The sequence below is a fragment of the Traorella massiliensis genome, from assembly GCF_900104665.1.
In the GTDB taxonomy this organism is placed as follows: domain Bacteria; phylum Bacillota_I; class Bacilli_A; order Erysipelotrichales; family Erysipelotrichaceae; genus Traorella; species Traorella massiliensis.
In genome coordinates, this window is record NZ_LT629967.1 from 102584 (window position 1) to 119436 (window position 16853).

A 16853-nucleotide genomic window follows, 5' to 3' on the forward strand; every position below is an offset into this window, starting at 1 on the left:
TACCTGTTTCGACTTTATTTATGATAAGGCAAATGATTCATGATCGTAAATGCCCGATAAATCTGTTCACATAATATCAATCGGCAAAGCTGATGAGGGAAAGTACAATCGGATAACTTCCATCTCATATTAGCCCTTTGAATGACTTTTTGACTCAATCCTAATGATCCGCCAATCACAAAAACGATCTGAGAGCTTTCATAAGTCATAATTTTTCCTAACTTATCAGCTATTTCTTCACTAGAATAACTTTTTCCTGCTAAGTCTAAAAGAATCATAAAATCTTTATCTTTGATTTTAGAAAGTATTTTATCGCCTTCTGCTTCTTTGATAATCATATCCTGTTTTTCAGAATGATTGGCAGGGATGCTTTCATCACCTACTTCTACGATCTCTATTTTTGAAAAAGCCGTGATTCTTTTTTTATATTCATCAATACAGCTTTGTAAAGCTTTTTCTTTTATTTTCCCTACACCTATGATCTTAATCATCCTGACCTCCATTTACAATTTCAAACTGAGGCGCTGCCAAAATCTCAGGACGACATTGAATATCTGCCAAGGCACTTTGCGTTACGCTCAAAGCCTTTTCTTTTGAATTTGCCTCTTCACTGATATGAGCTAAGACGATCTGTCTTGTATGTTCACCAATGCACTTACGCAAATGACGGGCACAATCTTCATTACACAAATGCCCATTAGCACTTCGAATGCGATTTTTCACATATTCCGGACGTCTTGATTGAATTAACATTTTCAAATCATGATTACTTTCAAATATATAATAGTCAGCATCTTTTATTTTCTCATAGTAGCATTCCTTTAGATATCCGGTATCAGTAATATATACCAGTTTATCTTTTTGATCTTGAATGATATAACCAAGACATCTTGTATCATGTGAAAGACGAATGCTTTCAATCTTCATTGATTTAATTTGAAAGCATTCATCTTCATGGATCTTGATCTGCATCGGTACGTTCAGTTCATCTTCACTATATATAGGAAGATGATTAAACATTTTTAAACAAGAGATATGATCTGTATGAGTATGGGTAATAAGACAGGCATCTAAATCAGTGATTTCACATTGGATCTTTTTAAAGCTTTCTTTTAGATATTTTTGTGTACTTCCACAATCAATCACTATTTTAGTATCATGATTAGAAATCACACAGCAGTTTCCTTTAGAACCGGATGCCAATAATGAAAATTTCATTTTAACCACCTATATATGGCCACGGATAAATCGTATCCGCATAGTATGGACCATTTCGAATTTCAAAATGAACGTGAGGACCTGTTGCCCTTCCAGTCATACCAATCTGTCCAATGACTTCTCCTTTTGCCACTGTTGTACCTACGCTATAAAAGCAAGGCTGACTCATATGACCATAATATGTCCAGAAACCATTATTATGGTTAATGATGACATAATATCCTGTTACCGGGCCATAGCCTGTTTCTACGATAGTTCCACGGTCTGCCGCTTTAACACTTCCATATTTATTGTAAAGGTTCTGCACATCAATAGCTGTATGTCCATAGTAACATAACCAGTCACAAGATACATAAGCATTGTCTACTGGTAAACGGAAAGAACCAGAACCGACATTTGGAATTACCATCGTACCTATACGTACAATTTCCTGCTGAGGTGCTTCTGTAAGTAATCGAGAAATTTCCTTTGTCTGAGATTCATCCAGTTCACCATTGATATAGGTTTCCTGATACTGAACATTATAAGTTCCTTCTTTATAAGACTGCTCGACGATTCGCTGTCCTTCTCGAAGTGTATCATCATATATGTATTGTGTACTTTCAGGATAAGCCGTCTCCTCTACGATACGGTTTTTCACTACTTCAAGCTGGACCGGTGGATCGATCGGTGTTACATTTAATTCTTCTCCGACCTGAAGCAGTTGAGTTTCGCTTTTCAAAGTCTCAGAGTTTACAGAAAGTAAATTCATAACTGAGACACCCATTTTGCTGGCAACACCTTGAATCATGTCACCTTCTTCAACTGTATAATAGTTTGGCTCATAGCTATAGCCAAAGCTAAGCCATGTAATACATTCATCATAATCTTTTAAGATCAAATCAATCGGCACTAATTCATTCGAAATCTTAGCGCTATCTAGATAACGATAAGAAATATCCTGACGTTCATCACTAGAGTAAGGTGTTGTTTGATGAGTATCTAAAAGTTTTTTTATTTCACTTGGATCCACACCATTACTTTCTAAAAAATATAATACAAAGTCTTCACGGGCACGTATAAAATCATCACTATTTTTCACATAAGCAATGCTGCCATTTAAAAATTCAATCTTATATCCCATGATAGAAAAGAAATTATTTTCCTCAAGATAGGCAAATATTTCTTCATCTTTATCTTCCACTTCTAGCTGTGATACTGTCTTGCTTACATGAACATCTTCACCTAAGCCAACCTCTGTATTTGGAAAATCTTCAGCATATTTTTCTTCATAAATGCGCTCTAAAAATTGTTCATACTCATCAATATCATGAACAATACCTAAAAGCTGATCTTTATAATAAATCGTTAGGACCTCTTTTTCTTCACCTTCACTTACATATTTCTGCGAAATGATACCGTCTGTTTCCAGATCCTTTGCATTAAGATCATATTGCAGAGTATCGCTAGGAAGTAAAAGCGTCAATGCCATTGCTCCAACAGCAAGGCCGACTAAAAGGCCGATCTTTTTAAGCATACCTTCAACTCCTTCTTATTTTTCGGGATTAAAAAATGCATTAATATTCTTCGCAAACATAAGCTGGAAACGGCGAGTAGCTCCATTACGATGCTTAGCAATGTCAACATCTACCGGATCCACTGCATTTTCTGCTTCTTCTTCTTTCTTCTGGTAACTGTCACGATATAAGAACATAACGATATCTGCATCCTGTTCGATAGATCCTGATTCACGAAGATCAGAAAGCATTGGATGCTTATCCTGACGTGATTCAACACCACGTGATAGCTGTGAAAGAGCGATCACCGGTACATCTAATTCTCTTGCCAGTGCCTTCAATGAACGGGAAATTTCACTTACTTCCTGTTGGCGGTTATCAGAATTAGAACGTGAAGAAGCACTAATCAGCTGCAAGTAGTCAATGATGATCATATCTAGTCCCTGTTCCGATTTCAGCTTACGGCATTTAGAGAAAATATCTCCCATTTTGATCACGGCACTATCATCAATATAAATCTTCGTTTTTCTAATCTCATTGCAGGCTTCCTGAATACGTACCATTTCTTCATTACTGATATAACCGCTTCTGATCTTATCACCATAGACTTCACTTTTGGCACTTAATATACGCTGCATCAGCTGTTCACAAGGCATTTCCAGCGAGAAGATCGCAACAGCTCCTGGATTACGCAAACTGCTCTGCAATGCAATATTCAAAGCAAATGCTGTCTTTCCAACAGATGGCCGAGCCGCTAAGATGATCAAATCACCACGCTGAAAACCATTTGTCGTATGATCTAAATCTACATAACCTGTTTTGATACCTGTAATTTTTTCTTTGTTGGAACGAAGCATTTGAATTCGATCCATGACGGTATTTAAAATATCACCGCTGCTTCTAAAATCAGTCGTCCTTCGCTGACGTGTTACATCTAATATCTTTCTTTCCGCATCATCCATCAGCTCATCTAATGACTTTATATTTTCAAAACCCTCCGCTTCAATTTTCTGTGCTGTTTCAATCAGTTTACGAACTTGAGCACGGCTTTTGATAACTTCAATATATGTCGTTGCATTGACACTACTAATGGCATTCTCTGTCAGTTTTAAGATATAGTCAGCACCTCCGACAAGATTCAGCTCATGCGTATCATTTAAACGGGTAATTAAACCAACGGGTTCTACCGGCTGTCCCTGATCGATCAAATACGTCATGGTACGGAAAAGACGCTGATGATTCTCATGAAAGAAATCATCAGCTGTTAGATCATGATCTTTTACATCTCCTACTACTTTGGGATATACCAGCATACCGCCCAGTATTGCCTGTTCAGCCTCCAAAGAAGAAGGGAGCTGTCTTGTGCTTAATGCCATGTCTCCTCCTATAACTCACTTACATGAACTTTGATTTGACCAATAACCTTGTTACGGTAAAGATCAACTTTCACATAAGTCACTCCACAAGAATTAATGCTTTCATTGTCAAGAAATTTTCTTTTATCTACATGAATTTGATATTTTTTCTGTAATTCCTCGCAGATTTGCTTAGATGAAACAGAACCAAATACACGTCCTCCTTCACCTGTCTTAACTTTAAATTCAAGCGTGATATTTTCTAGTTTTTTCTTAATTTCATTTGCCTGAGCTTCCAATTCAGCCTCTTTTTCCGCCTCCTTGGCTTTTTGCTCATTCAAAATCTGACGGCTTGTTTCAGTCGCTGCCACTGCTAGCTTCTGACGAATCAAAAAGTTACGGGCATAACCATCCGAAACCTCAACCATTTCTCCTTTTTTACCAACTTTCTTCACATCACTCAGTAAGATTACTTTCATTTTCTTCTTCCTCCTGTTTACTTTTTTGGATCGTCTCTATCAATTCGGATTCAATTTCTTCAACGCTCGCATTCTCTCTAGAAAGCGCCGCTGCACTGAAATGTCCGCCACCATTCATTTCTTCCATTAATTTTTGAACATTTATCTTTCCTTTTGATCTTGCAGATACCGCCACGGTATTATCCTTAGTATAACCAATAACAAAGCTTGCTTCAATACCTTTAATAGATAGCATCGCATCAGCACATTTACTCATCATTGTTTTAGTAATGATTGACTTTGTTTTTACCGGTGCAATCATGATATTATCAAAAATGACCCTTCCATAGCGCATGATCGAACTTCTTTCTTCAAATTCTTCAATATTTTCTTTGATCAGATCTTCAGCTTCATTCGGATCAACACCCAATGTTCTTAAAACTGCACAAGCCTCAAAAGTACGTGCTCCTGTACGTGCTTTAAAACGATTAGAATCAATCAGGATACCTAAATAAGCAATCGTTGCTTCCTGAGCATTAACATGTACTTTATGTGACATATAAGGCAAAAATTCCGTAATTAATTCACTAACACTGCTAGCACTTGTCTCAACATAAACTAAAAGCGGATTATCAATAAACTTATCAGTACGACGATGATGATCGATCAGTATAACCTTTGTTGCCTTTTCTAATACACCAGGTGCATTACAATGATCAGGATTATGGAAATCAGCGGCAATGACAAGATCATCATCTTTCATCAGCTTCAAAGCCTCTACTTCATTGACAAAATGATGACGATTCTTCATTTCAGGTGCATAATGTTTCATTGCTTCCTTGCACTGCTCTTCAATACCCCCGGATTCACTGACAATATAAGCATTTTTCATATAACCTTGTGCAATTCTGCTCAGCAATAAATTTGCGCCCATACAGTCAAAATCCATATTCTTATGCCCAACAATGAACACATTTGAAGCCTCATTAAAAGCATCACGAATTGCCTTTGCCATAACTCTGACACGAACACGTGAACGTTTTTCTGTAGCTTCGCTATTACCACCATAATATTTTACTTCAGAATCATTCAGTTTCACTGCTACCTGATCGCCGCCACGATTCTGTGCCAATTCCATTAAGTTAATCAGCATTTCATCTAATTCGCTCAGCTTTTTATTTCCTCTGGCTATTGCCATAGATAAAGTTACATTAACACCTATTTCTTCACTGTTTTTACGAATTATATTAAGGATAGAAAACTTTTCATTCAAAATTTTCTGATAAATACTTTCATTCAATACCATATAAAAACGATCACTTTTTACACGACGAATGACGATACCATTCTCCTTGGCCCACTCAAAAACCGGCTGTCTCAATTTCATATTCAACTGAGAATTCATCGATTCATCTTCATACTGGCTGACTTCATCATAATTATCTAATTGAATCAAACCTAATACTGTTTTTTCTTCTTGAGAAACTTTTCTAAGTTTTTCATAATCACTAACATCTTTCACATACAAAACAGTGGAATTCTCTTTACGAGTAATTTCATAAACATAATCCCCATCTTCAATCGTTACTACATCTGCTTTGTCAATAAACAAATCATTAATATTAGGATTCCATGAACTGACTTTCTTGCCAATCAAATTAATACCTCGATCAGCCAAAAAGTCATTAAACCATGTTACGATCAGATTTTCATCATAAACAAGAATTCCCACTTCTCCAAAAAGCAGTGCGTCTTTCGCATCATTTCCTAAAATTCTTGCCAGGTTTTGATCACGACTTTTTTTATCTCTATCATAACGAATCATGACCCAGATTACTAAAAAGACATTAAAACCTACGACACCAGCCATCATCAGGACAAAATTGAAGTCCATCCCCAAGATTGCCAGCAATCCTAAAATTAATATCTCACAAGCTAACAATATCACTAGCTGCAATTTAAAATTTTCTAGTTTGTCCATAAAGCCCTCTCTTTCGGATAGTCCCACCCAGTAGACCATCTACGATCCCTAATATCATGACAAATGGCCAGACAGGCGGCAGAATGAGCAATACAACCAAGCTCCACTTTGGAAGCCGTCGCATACTTACTATTACTATCATACCATAAATCAAGTTTACGATAAACAGTGTGAGGTAGAAAAAAGCAAGTATAAATTTGACAGTTTCGCTCACTTGAATATATCTCATCCCAAAAAATAATAAGTTACTAATGATACCACCAACAGCCAAGAACCTAGGATATTTGAAATTAAGATCTATTTTAATTCTTTCGACATCCATCTTCAATTTAATAAAAATCAAGTGTGCAAGCATATGAACACATAAGCTTTCCATAATGACAATCAAAAGGAAAGAAGCAATATCGAGTATATTAAACAAAGTGTGTGCATCAATAAAAAATACAACTATATTTTTAAATATTTCAGTATTTTCTAACATTTCAATGAACTCATTCCGAGTTGCAGCCAAATCATAACCAAAAAAACCTGCAAAGATATACATTGAAAATAGATAAGATATAAAAGTACAAACAACTGTCCATAGAAGCAATTTATTCTGATTCCATTTTAAACGTATCCCTTCGCCATACACAATCCCTAAAACAAGGGCACTGAAAAGATAGAAAATGGTTTGAGGAGGCGATATCATCAATGAAACGATAATTGTCGCAAAAAAAACCATCCATGAATATTTCCACTCACATCGAGCGGCATAAATGATCATAGGAATACTTAAAAGCCAGTTCAATTGAGAACTTAACATACTTGCCATTTGTCGATCAACGGTAAGAAAAGCCCCTATCATTGCCACTATCATGGCTCCTTCAGTAATTTTATGCGTTTCCGATTTCATAAATCCTCCTATAAAAGAAAACCTCCATCACATTAGATAGAGGTCATTTTTAATTAATCTGCAACGTAAGGCAGTAAAGCCATCTGACGAGCACGTTTGATTGCAGTTGCAAGCATACGCTGGTATTTAGCACTTGTACCAGTCACACGTCTAGGAATGATCTTACCGTTTGCGCTGATGAAGCGTTTTAATAATTCAGTATCTTTGTAATCGATTTTTTCGATTTTATTTTTTGTAAAGTAACATACTTTCTTACGTCCCATTCTTTGTTTTTTGAATGCCATTTTGCTTCTCCTTTCCTACCTAAAATGGTAAATCATCACTTGCGATATCTAACGTATCACTACCGAAGTCACTCTCATAAGAGGACTGCACATCAGGCTGGTACGCATCATTACGCGTAGAAGGCTGATAGCTTGACTGTGATGCCGTCTGTTGATCGCGCTTTTGTGCTAGAATCTGCACACTGTCACAGACTACTTCAGTCACATAAACAGTGCGGTCGCTTTGATCTTTGTAATTACGTGTCTGGATTCTGCCTTCTACTCCAAGCAAAGCTCCCTGCTTTACGTAATTAGCCATGAAATCAGCACTTTGTCTCCATGCAACACAACTAATGAAGTCAGCATCCTGTCCGCCTTCCTGATTGCTGGAGAATCTTCTGTTTACTGCAAGTGTGAAACTTACAACAGAAGTACCCGTATTTGTTTTTCTTAGTTCTGGATCGCGTGTAATGCGTCCTACCAATACAACACGATTGATCATATTAAGCTTCTTCTTTCACAATTAAGAAACGTACAACATTGTTGTTGATACGAGCCAAACGATCGAATTCCTGAATACCTTCATTGTTAGCAGTAACTTTGATAACAACATAATATCCTTTCTTCTCATCGTTGATTTCGTAAGCGAACTCTCTAAGTCCCCATTCATCAACATTGTCTACAGTACCTTCGTGGCTAGTGATGATAGCATGCAATCCGTCAATTGTTTCCTGACGAACAGCTTCTTCAAGATTAGCTTTTAAAATGTACATAATTTCGTACTTTTTCATTGAGTACACCTCCTTATGGTCTTTTGGCCCAAGAGTAGTTGAGCAAGGAGCAAATACGAAAAGTATCTACTCGCCCATTAAGTATAAACAAAATATCCCTAAAAATCAAGTTTTTTTTCAATTTCAAAGCTAACGTTTTTTTCAATACCAAACACTAAGATAACCTATTTTTTTAATTATCTAATTTATTTTCTAGACACAAATTGAATCTTTAGATTCATATCTAAACCATCAGCTAATCGTTGTGATGTCCTTATTGATAAATTACGATTTCCACTTTCAATCTTGCTTATATCTGCCTGTGTCATACCTGTCTTTTCCGCAAGTTGTTTTTGTGATAGCTTCTTTTTATTTCTTGCTTCAATCAAAGCAATCGCAAAAGAATACTCATCATCTAATTTATCATATTCTTCTTTAAAGTTATCGTCTTTCAGCCTTCCATTCAGATAATCATCAAACTTCCTTGTCATTGATTTTCCTCCTCACTCGTTTTTCCACTTTTTTTAAATTGTTCTCATTTTTCAATTTACGTACTCACTTCAACATCAAATTTCTTCAGTATTTTTATTCGATTTAATTCGACTCGGTTATAACCGAATAAAATTGACAAAGCGAGATTAATACCATATAATTTATTCGAACAAAATCGAATCGGAAGGAGTCGAATAAAATGAAATTTATTGGCAGAGAAAATGAGAAGAAAAAACTAATCAATACGCTTAATAAAAATTATTCTGAAACAATTCTAATTTATGGCCGTCGAAGAGTTGGGAAAAGTGAATTGATCAAACAGTGTTTAAAAGAAATAGACGATACAAGCATCTATTATGAGTGTAAACAAACCACAGAAATAAACAATGTCGAAAGTTTAGCTTCACTCATTTCAGAACAATTTCATTATCCAAAACTTGCTTTTTCAAATTTGGAAGCACTGCTTTCTTTTCTCTTTGAAAAAGCTATTGAAAATAAAATGATCCTTGTATTAGATGAATATCCTTATTTAAGAAAAACAATTGTAGGAATCGATAGCATTTTACAAAATTTAATTGACAAATACAAAGAAGTATCAACATTAAAACTTATTCTATGTGGATCATATGTAGATATCATGAAATCTCTAATTGAAATCCACAATCCTTTATATGGTCGTATCACACAAATCGTTGATTTAAAACCAATGGATTATTATGAATCTTCAAAATTTTATCCAAACTTTTCAAATGAAGACAAAGTAAAATTGTACAGTGTTTTTGGTGGTATCCCTCATTATAATAAACTTATTGATTCCCATAAATCTGTAAAAGAAAATATCATTGACTTAATTGCCTCACCAAATGCTCGGCTCGAATTAGAAATATCTATGTATTTAAAATCAGAAATATCTAAAATGATCAATGCTAATGAAGTATTTGAGGCGATGGCTATGGGTGCAAGCAAATATAGTGATATACTATCTAAATCACATGTATCAAGTGCACCTACTTTAATTGATGTGCTTGATAAACTTATTAAAATGGAAGTAGTCACAAAAGAAACACCCATTAATGAGGAGCATAATCGCAAAAAATCAAGATATTTTATTTGTGATAATCTTTCTCTTTTTTACTACAAATATATATTTAGATATGCTTCACAAATGAATGTCATGGATAGCGAAGTCTTTTATAAAAGATATATCGATCAGGATTTTAATACTCAACATGTTCCCTTTATTTTTGAAAACATATGCAAACAGTTTTTAATCCGATTAAATCGCAAAGGTCTGATTGAAGAACCTTTTGAAAAAATAGGAAAATATTATTATGATGATCCTATTAACAAGAAAAATGGCGAATTTGATCTTGTAACCTACGATAGAAAAGGTTATACCTTTTATGAAGCAAAATTTAAAAATTCTAAAATTGACATGAATACTATTCGCAAGGAAATTGAGCAAGTAAAAGATACTGGTTTTAACTGTTATCGCTACGGTTTCTTTTCAAAAACGGATTTTGAAGAAATAAATGATGATACTTTAATTCTTTATACCTTGAATGATTTATTTAAAGATATATAAGATATTTAAAAAGTGATTGAATCATAACAATGAAACAATCACTTTTTTGTGAGGTCTTAATCTAAATCTTCGCCATTGCTGGCAATGATTACTTTATTTTAATTCAGGCCAATATTCTTTATTTGCTTCAATTAATTCGTTTAATATATCTTTCGCTACACTTGCACTAGGGACTGTTTTAGACATCATAATTGCTTGCCAAAGTTTTTGGTAACTTCCCTCTATCCACGCATCTACAACAAGTTTTTCAACTGCTACCTGTTGCTCCATTAGCCCTTTTTCAAAAATAGGAATTTTCCCGATTGACAATGGCTCATAACCCGTTTTTCCAACTATACACGGTATTTCAACCATCGCATCATATGAAAAATTTTCTATTGCACCATGATTGGGAACAATTAACAACATTCTTTCGTGTGTATTATATGAAAGAGCTCTAGCTAAATCTATTATGAAGCTTGCATGATTACCTGCCTTAAATTTACAATGTGCCACATCACCCGTTTTAATAAGTCTAATTGCCTCATCAAATACTCTCTTTTCTCTTCCTTCAATAACCTCATCTGTCCTTGTATATTTGGGATTCGAATGATGAACAACATAATCAGGGTAAAGGTAATATTTTAAATAAGTATTAGGAATGAAGTTAGGATCAGTATCGAAGACATCTTTCACTTTTCGATAAGTATTTTCCCAACTTTCATCCTCTTTTTTCCCATCTAATTTATATGTATCAAGACCATATTCTTTTATATATTCCTTAATTTTCGGCATTAAATCATTTCCATCTTTATCCCGAATATCACTCCACCATCCAAAATGATTTAAGCCAAAATATCTGACAGTCAAATCTTTCCGAGAATTTAACCCAACAATTTTCGCCATTTTTTCTTCTATGCCAACTGGCATATCACATATGTTAATAACTTTAGAATTTGGTCTTAAACGATTGACAGCCTCTGCGACTATTGATGCCGGATTTGAATAATTCAACATCCATGCATTTGGCGAATATTTTTCCATATAATCAATAAGCTCTATGATTGGTCCAATAGAACGCATGCCATATGCAATACCACCTGGTCCGCAAGTTTCCTGTCCTACAACTCCATATTTAAGAGGTATTTTCTCATCTTTATCACGCATTTCATATTTACCAACTCGAATATGTGCCATTACAAAATCAACATCACTAAATGCCTTCCTAGGATCTGTTGTATATGTAAAATCAATTTCAGGAGCTTTTTCTTTCAAAATCAACGCACATGCTCTTGCGATAATTTCTTGTCTTTTTTCATCATTATCATAGAATTTAATTTTCCTAATTGGAAAACTTTTTTTACTTTCAAGTAAAAGAATTAGTATTTCTGGTGTATAGGTACTTCCTCCACCTGCAATTAAAATCGAAAACTTTTTTATCATACTTTCTCCTCGTCATAAAAGCTATTTTTCTTCTTTTAATATTGGATCATTTTTATCAAAACCATATAAATATGTTATAACAAAAGTAACTCCAAATGCTATAATAGCACCAATCAAATATAAAATAAAATTCATTGTACCTCCTTGAAAAAAGGACAAACTAGTATAAATAAAAGGAATATTGGGACCTAGATAATAAACTACATGAGTAAATGTAACAAACAATCCACCACATATACCACCTATTGCCAAGCCAATTAACGGCTTTTTATATTTAATACCTATTCCATATAATACAGGTTCACTTATACCACCCACATTGTGAGCAATAAACATACCAAATATATTATTCCTTTCTTGCTTATTTTTAATTCGAAGCAACGCCGCAAGAGTCATACCCAATAATGCCGGATTTGTCAATGCTGTGGCTGCCATAAGAGTTGTATCGTAACCAACTGAATATAAATTAGGCAACATTACTGCATATAATATTGGCATATGCATACCTGTCAAAATCAAAAAAGGCCATAATCCGCCAACAATGCCTGTTATAATCGGTGCATTATTTAACATTAATATTAACTGAGCTATTCCTTCGCCTATCAATGTTCCAATCGGACAAAATAAACACAAAGCAAGCGGAAGCATAACTAAAAGCTCTAAAAAAGGTTTAAAAGAAGTTGATAATACCTGCGGAATAATCTTATCAAAGAGTTTATCAACGTATTTTAATGCAAAAACGCTCAATATAATTGGAAAAATAGTATTTCCATATGTTCCTAAAATGCAAGGAATTCCTAAGACAGTAAATGATTCATGTGTTGTAGCAATTTCCACAAACCCAGGAACCAGCATAATTCCTCCAACATACATACCTAAAATTACATTAACTCCTAATTTCTTAGCAGCAGTGTATCCTAAATAGATAGGTAAAAAATAGAAACATGCATTATAAGCAAAATCAAATAATAGATATAAATCATCAGTTGCCGACCAAACTCCAAACAAATCTGGGCCAAACATTACTGCAATTGTTTTAAATAAACCTGCGGCTGCGTAAGCTGGAATCATTGGTGACATTACCCCTGACATATAATCAAAAAAATAACTAAATATTCGTTTAACATTCAATTTAGGCTTAATTTCATCTAAAGTCTCATCAATTGCATCCTGATTTTCAAAATCCCCTATTTCTATAACTTTTTTATATAATTTTGAAACATCTTGACCTATGATAATCTGATATTGTCCCCCTGAAATATTCACTCCCAGAACACCCTGTAATTTTTTTATCTCATCAGTATCTGGAATACTTTCGTCTTTCAAATTAAAGCGTAATCGTGTCACACAATGAAAAACATTAATTACATTATCTTTGCCACCTATTTCATCAAGTATCTTAGCAGCAAGTTCATCATATTTTTTTTTCATTTTTTTCACCTTCCTATCATATCGTTTTGGCATTTTTAACATTTAAATAATTTAAAGATCTTATTGAAATATTTAAATAACAATTAGTAATATATCCTTTTAATTAATTCATCTATACAAAGTCCTATTGAAAATCAAAAAAAGACAAAAGTTCTATGTCATTTTCTTTCACGAAATCCTTCATTTCCGGAGCTAGAAAAAATTCTAAATCTCTTATTCTTTCGATAGAGCAAGACGATAGCTTCAATAATTCCGCATCTAAATATCCAGGATGACATACTAGCAAGATATATTCAAATCGACTATAATAATCCAAATTGTCAAAAAATATTTTCATTGGGTTACGATTCAATTGAAGAATCACATCAGTAATTTTTTTATTCTCTTTTTCTGTATAATAGTTTATTTTTGGAATATATCGAAAATCTATAATGTTATACTTCCTATATACATCATCACAAAAAGGCACACCCGTTTCTTCTGACAAAGTGCGATATGCTTTTTCCATAGATTTTGTTTGAATCGAATGTCCACAAAGGTATGCAGGCTTTCTATTACATAATTCAATAAATCGATTATATTGTGCCTTTACCTCTATATATACTTCTTCATATGGAAGTAATTCTTCTTGTCCTTCTAAAGTATTCCATTTCTCTTCATTCACTCTTTTTTTCGAACTAATAAATCGACCATTTTGATCTACTAAATGAGGAATTAAATGTGGATTAGCAACACAAGGACCACATACTAAATTAAAATCAATCCCAAAACAACAAGATGGACGTTCTTTTACAAATTGCGCTGCCCATGGTGCAATCTCCATATTAGTAAACATTCCTGAACTAGTTAATATTCCATTATCAAAAGCATCAATAATTCCTAATGTAACTGCTTTTGTAATTCCGTAATCATCACCTTTTACTAATAATTTCATTTTTTAAATTCATTCCTTTCTTATATTTAATTTATTTCTAAGTTACTATAGAATTTCTTTTACATTACAATCATTATTCATATTTCAAAGAACGATCTTTAAATTTCTCTAAAAATAAAACCCCAAAAATTTAGTGTTACACTATTTTTCTGGGGTGATGCCCTTGCGGTTACAATCCTCTTTTGTATATAAACGATTTACATGGATCATAAGATATAAAAGTTCTTCATGCGTACATTTTTCATTAAATTCTTGAAATAAGTATTCTTCTATTTTAGAAACACATTCATAGGTTTCGTGATATTTTTCTTTCATACCTTCATATAAATCTAAATTACTATCTGTAAATTCTTCATTTCTTTCTTTTCTTTGAACAAAATATTTTAAATGATTCTTAAAACGAAAATAATTAAAACTGTTTTTATCAAGAATCATATTAAAGTAATCCTCTACAATCTTTGTTACATTACGAATGATACGAGATGTTTTATCAGTCGCTTTAGCATGATTGTGTTTATTACTTCCTTCCATCGCATTGATAAAATGCATGGTAATGCTTGTAACTTCTCCTTTATCTAAATGTACTTTTAATTTCTCATTGATATTTTTGATAAACCATTTCGCAATCTTTGTTATTTCAGGATATTCATATTCTAATTCATAGGAATAAAGAAGCGTTACATTCATACCTTTTTGATACCGAGTAACTGCAAAACTGATATGATCGGCTAAGATAAAAACTAAATTAGGATTTAAATTATCTTCTATCCTATTTTTCGCAATATCACACATCCTAGCAACCAAAGAAAATATTTTTTCATCTATTTCGTTTAACATGCCTATATATCGTTCATCGATATCATAATATGTACGATCAATCTTAGATAAATCTTTAAGTTCATATGGCATCTTTTCAAATCCGATTCCTTTCCCAAAGACTATTGCTTCCCGTCCATGTCCATCAAGACCAATAGCTACATTATTATTGATCTTTTTTATGATTTTCATGAAAAGCACCTCCTTTTAATGAATCAAAACTTCACCTGCATTCACTTCTTTGCCATAACAATCCAATTTTATCTCTTTATCATATCCATCTGTAAATACAACCATTGTCGTCATATCAATGTCTTTTTCTTTCATAAACATTGAATCAAATTCTATTAGCGCTTCTCCTGCCTTCACTTTATCTCCTTTGGATTTAAAAACTTTAAATCCCTCTCCTTTAAGATTTACTGTTTCCAGTCCAATATGTACTAATATTTCAATACCGCTTTTTGTTTTCAAACCTATCGCATGTTTTGAAGCAGGAATCAGAACAATTTCTCCATCTATTGGTGATACCACTCTATTTCCACTAGGTATAATCGCAAATCCATCTCCCATCATCTTTGACGCAAATACCTGATCTTTTACCTCTTCGATTGGTATACATTTTCCTTTTATTGGTGAAACAATTTCATTACTTTCTTTTCTAAAAAAACCAAACATCTTAGACCTCCAATATAAGAAAAACTCTCCGAAATCACCAATTAAGGTAATGCCTCAGAGAGTTACAATCCTTGCTTATTTATTTACATAGTAATGGTAACACAGAGTGTAAACGCTGTCAATGAGTTTTTATTTATTTTATCACTTTTTTACAATACACAATTTGGACATAATTCACAAATCTTCTCATCTTGCTATTTTCTAGACACAAATTGAATTCTTAAATCCATGTCCAAACCATCTGCTAACCGTTTTAATGTTTTTATTGATAGATTACGATTCCCACTTTCAATCTTACTTATATCTGCCTGTGTCATACCTGTCTTTTCCGCTAGTTGTTTTTGCGACAATTTCCTTTTATTTCTTGCTTCAATTAAAGCAATCGCAAAAGAATACTCATCATCGAATTTATCATATTCTTCTTTAAAGTTATCGTCTTTCAACCTTTCATTCAAGTAATCATCAAACTTCCTTGTCATTAAATTCCCTCCCGTTGTAAAAAATCTTTTCGATAATTCTTAGCCAATTTTAATTCTCTTTTTGGTATTCTATTTGTTTTCTTTATAAATCCATTTGTCATGATAATTCGTTTATTCAAATGAAAAAAATAAAATATTCTAAAAATATTACTTCCTATTACAACTCGAAGTTCAAATATACCATCATCAATATACTTGCAATGTGGTTCTCTAAGATCCGTGCCAAATATTTCTAATAAAGTAATTTCTCTTGCCACTTTCGCTTCTTTCTTTAAATCAAGCGTATTTAGAAATTCCAGCACAGGACATTTTCCATCTCTCTTTTCATAAAATTCAACAGTAAACGAATTCATACATATACACCTCCATTATATGGAATATATTCCATTTTGTCAAATTCATGGTTTATTAACTGCGACAATAATTTAACTTTTCTTTCCTACTATTTATATATGCACTTCAACGTCAAATTTCCTAATCGTTTTTATTTATTTACATTTTTTCCAAATGAACTACAATATATTTGCTCTTTGTAGTTTTTATTCGATTACAACCGAATAAAAACTGAATTACAGCCCATGAA

At 33.3% G+C, this 16853-nt stretch carries 19 protein-coding genes; 1 reads left to right on the forward strand and 18 read right to left on the reverse strand.

Annotated features, from left to right (window positions below):
* Window positions 1-14 precede the first annotated feature (14 nt).
* From rlmH to BQ5367_RS01695, 11 genes are all read right to left on the reverse strand, one after another.
* Window positions 15-491 (reverse strand): 23S rRNA (pseudouridine(1915)-N(3))-methyltransferase RlmH, encoded by a 477-nt coding sequence (gene rlmH / locus BQ5367_RS01645; protein ID WP_071440842.1) that lies wholly within the window; start codon window positions 489-491, stop codon window positions 15-17.
* A complete protein-coding gene (locus BQ5367_RS01650) occupies window positions 484-1218 on the reverse strand; it encodes an MBL fold metallo-hydrolase (RefSeq protein ID WP_071440843.1) in 735 nt (244 codons plus the stop codon). The genes rlmH and BQ5367_RS01650 overlap by 8 nt, the downstream gene beginning before the upstream one ends.
* A 1-nt stretch (window position 1219) precedes the next feature.
* On the reverse strand, window positions 1220-2734 hold the full coding sequence (locus tag BQ5367_RS01655; protein WP_071440844.1) for a M23 family metallopeptidase: 1515 nt from the start codon (window positions 2732-2734) through the stop codon (window positions 1220-1222).
* Window positions 2735-2749: 15 nt separating this feature from the next.
* Entirely contained in the window at window positions 2750-4090 is a 1341-nt protein-coding gene (gene dnaB, locus BQ5367_RS01660) for a replicative DNA helicase (protein WP_071440845.1), read from the reverse strand.
* An 8-nt stretch (window positions 4091-4098) separates the two neighbouring features.
* On the reverse strand, window positions 4099-4548 hold the full coding sequence (rplI, locus tag BQ5367_RS01665; protein WP_071440846.1) for a 50S ribosomal protein L9: 450 nt from the start codon (window positions 4546-4548) through the stop codon (window positions 4099-4101).
* Window positions 4526-6508 (reverse strand): GGDEF domain-containing protein, encoded by a 1983-nt coding sequence (locus BQ5367_RS01670; protein WP_071440847.1) that lies wholly within the window; start codon window positions 6506-6508, stop codon window positions 4526-4528. Before BQ5367_RS01670 ends, rplI begins: the two co-directional genes overlap by 23 nt.
* Complete coding sequence (locus BQ5367_RS01675) at window positions 6486-7403, reverse strand: DUF2232 domain-containing protein (RefSeq protein ID WP_071440848.1); 918 nt, start codon at window positions 7401-7403, stop codon at window positions 6486-6488. The genes BQ5367_RS01670 and BQ5367_RS01675 overlap by 23 nt, the downstream gene beginning before the upstream one ends.
* A gap of 53 nt (window positions 7404-7456) precedes the next feature.
* On the reverse strand, window positions 7457-7687 hold the full coding sequence (gene rpsR, locus BQ5367_RS01680; RefSeq protein ID WP_071440849.1) for a 30S ribosomal protein S18: 231 nt from the start codon (window positions 7685-7687) through the stop codon (window positions 7457-7459).
* A gap of 19 nt (window positions 7688-7706) precedes the next feature.
* Entirely contained in the window at window positions 7707-8168 is a 462-nt protein-coding gene (gene ssb, locus BQ5367_RS01685) for a single-stranded DNA-binding protein (RefSeq protein WP_071440850.1), read from the reverse strand.
* Between the two features lies 1 nt (window position 8169).
* Window positions 8170-8457 carry a 30S ribosomal protein S6 gene (rpsF, locus tag BQ5367_RS01690; RefSeq protein WP_071440851.1) on the reverse strand — a complete coding sequence of 96 codons (288 nt, stop codon included), beginning with the start codon at window positions 8455-8457 and terminating at the stop codon, window positions 8170-8172.
* A gap of 185 nt (window positions 8458-8642) precedes the next feature.
* A complete protein-coding gene (locus BQ5367_RS01695; protein WP_071440852.1) occupies window positions 8643-8927 on the reverse strand; it encodes a helix-turn-helix domain-containing protein in 285 nt (94 codons plus the stop codon).
* Between the two features lie 200 nt (window positions 8928-9127).
* On the opposite strand from BQ5367_RS01695, the gene BQ5367_RS01700 reads away from it, so the two are divergent.
* Window positions 9128-10513 carry an ATP-binding protein gene (locus BQ5367_RS01700; protein ID WP_071440853.1) on the forward strand — a complete coding sequence of 462 codons (1386 nt, stop codon included), beginning with the start codon at window positions 9128-9130 and terminating at the stop codon, window positions 10511-10513.
* Window positions 10514-10606: 93 nt separating this feature from the next.
* Here BQ5367_RS01700 and BQ5367_RS01705 read toward each other — a convergent pair whose 3' ends face one another.
* From BQ5367_RS01705 to BQ5367_RS01735, 7 genes are all read right to left on the reverse strand, one after another.
* Window positions 10607-11935 carry a 6-phospho-alpha-glucosidase gene (locus BQ5367_RS01705; protein WP_202615244.1) on the reverse strand — a complete coding sequence of 443 codons (1329 nt, stop codon included), beginning with the start codon at window positions 11933-11935 and terminating at the stop codon, window positions 10607-10609.
* 21 nt (window positions 11936-11956) lie between these two features.
* On the reverse strand, window positions 11957-13366 hold the full coding sequence (locus BQ5367_RS01710) for a PTS transporter subunit EIIC (protein WP_071440854.1): 1410 nt from the start codon (window positions 13364-13366) through the stop codon (window positions 11957-11959).
* A gap of 124 nt (window positions 13367-13490) precedes the next feature.
* Window positions 13491-14300 carry a ChbG/HpnK family deacetylase gene (locus tag BQ5367_RS01715; protein WP_071440855.1) on the reverse strand — a complete coding sequence of 270 codons (810 nt, stop codon included), beginning with the start codon at window positions 14298-14300 and terminating at the stop codon, window positions 13491-13493.
* Window positions 14301-14441: 141 nt separating this feature from the next.
* Complete coding sequence (locus BQ5367_RS01720) at window positions 14442-15308, reverse strand: PRD domain-containing protein (RefSeq protein ID WP_071440856.1); 867 nt, start codon at window positions 15306-15308, stop codon at window positions 14442-14444.
* 15 nt (window positions 15309-15323) lie between these two features.
* A complete protein-coding gene (locus BQ5367_RS01725; protein WP_071440857.1) occupies window positions 15324-15791 on the reverse strand; it encodes a PTS sugar transporter subunit IIA in 468 nt (155 codons plus the stop codon).
* A 194-nt stretch (window positions 15792-15985) separates the two neighbouring features.
* Complete coding sequence (locus BQ5367_RS01730) at window positions 15986-16270, reverse strand: helix-turn-helix domain-containing protein (protein ID WP_071440858.1); 285 nt, start codon at window positions 16268-16270, stop codon at window positions 15986-15988.
* Complete coding sequence (locus BQ5367_RS01735; RefSeq protein WP_071440859.1) at window positions 16270-16623, reverse strand: type II toxin-antitoxin system RelE/ParE family toxin; 354 nt, start codon at window positions 16621-16623, stop codon at window positions 16270-16272. The genes BQ5367_RS01730 and BQ5367_RS01735 overlap by 1 nt, the downstream gene beginning before the upstream one ends.
* Window positions 16624-16853 lie beyond the last annotated feature (230 nt).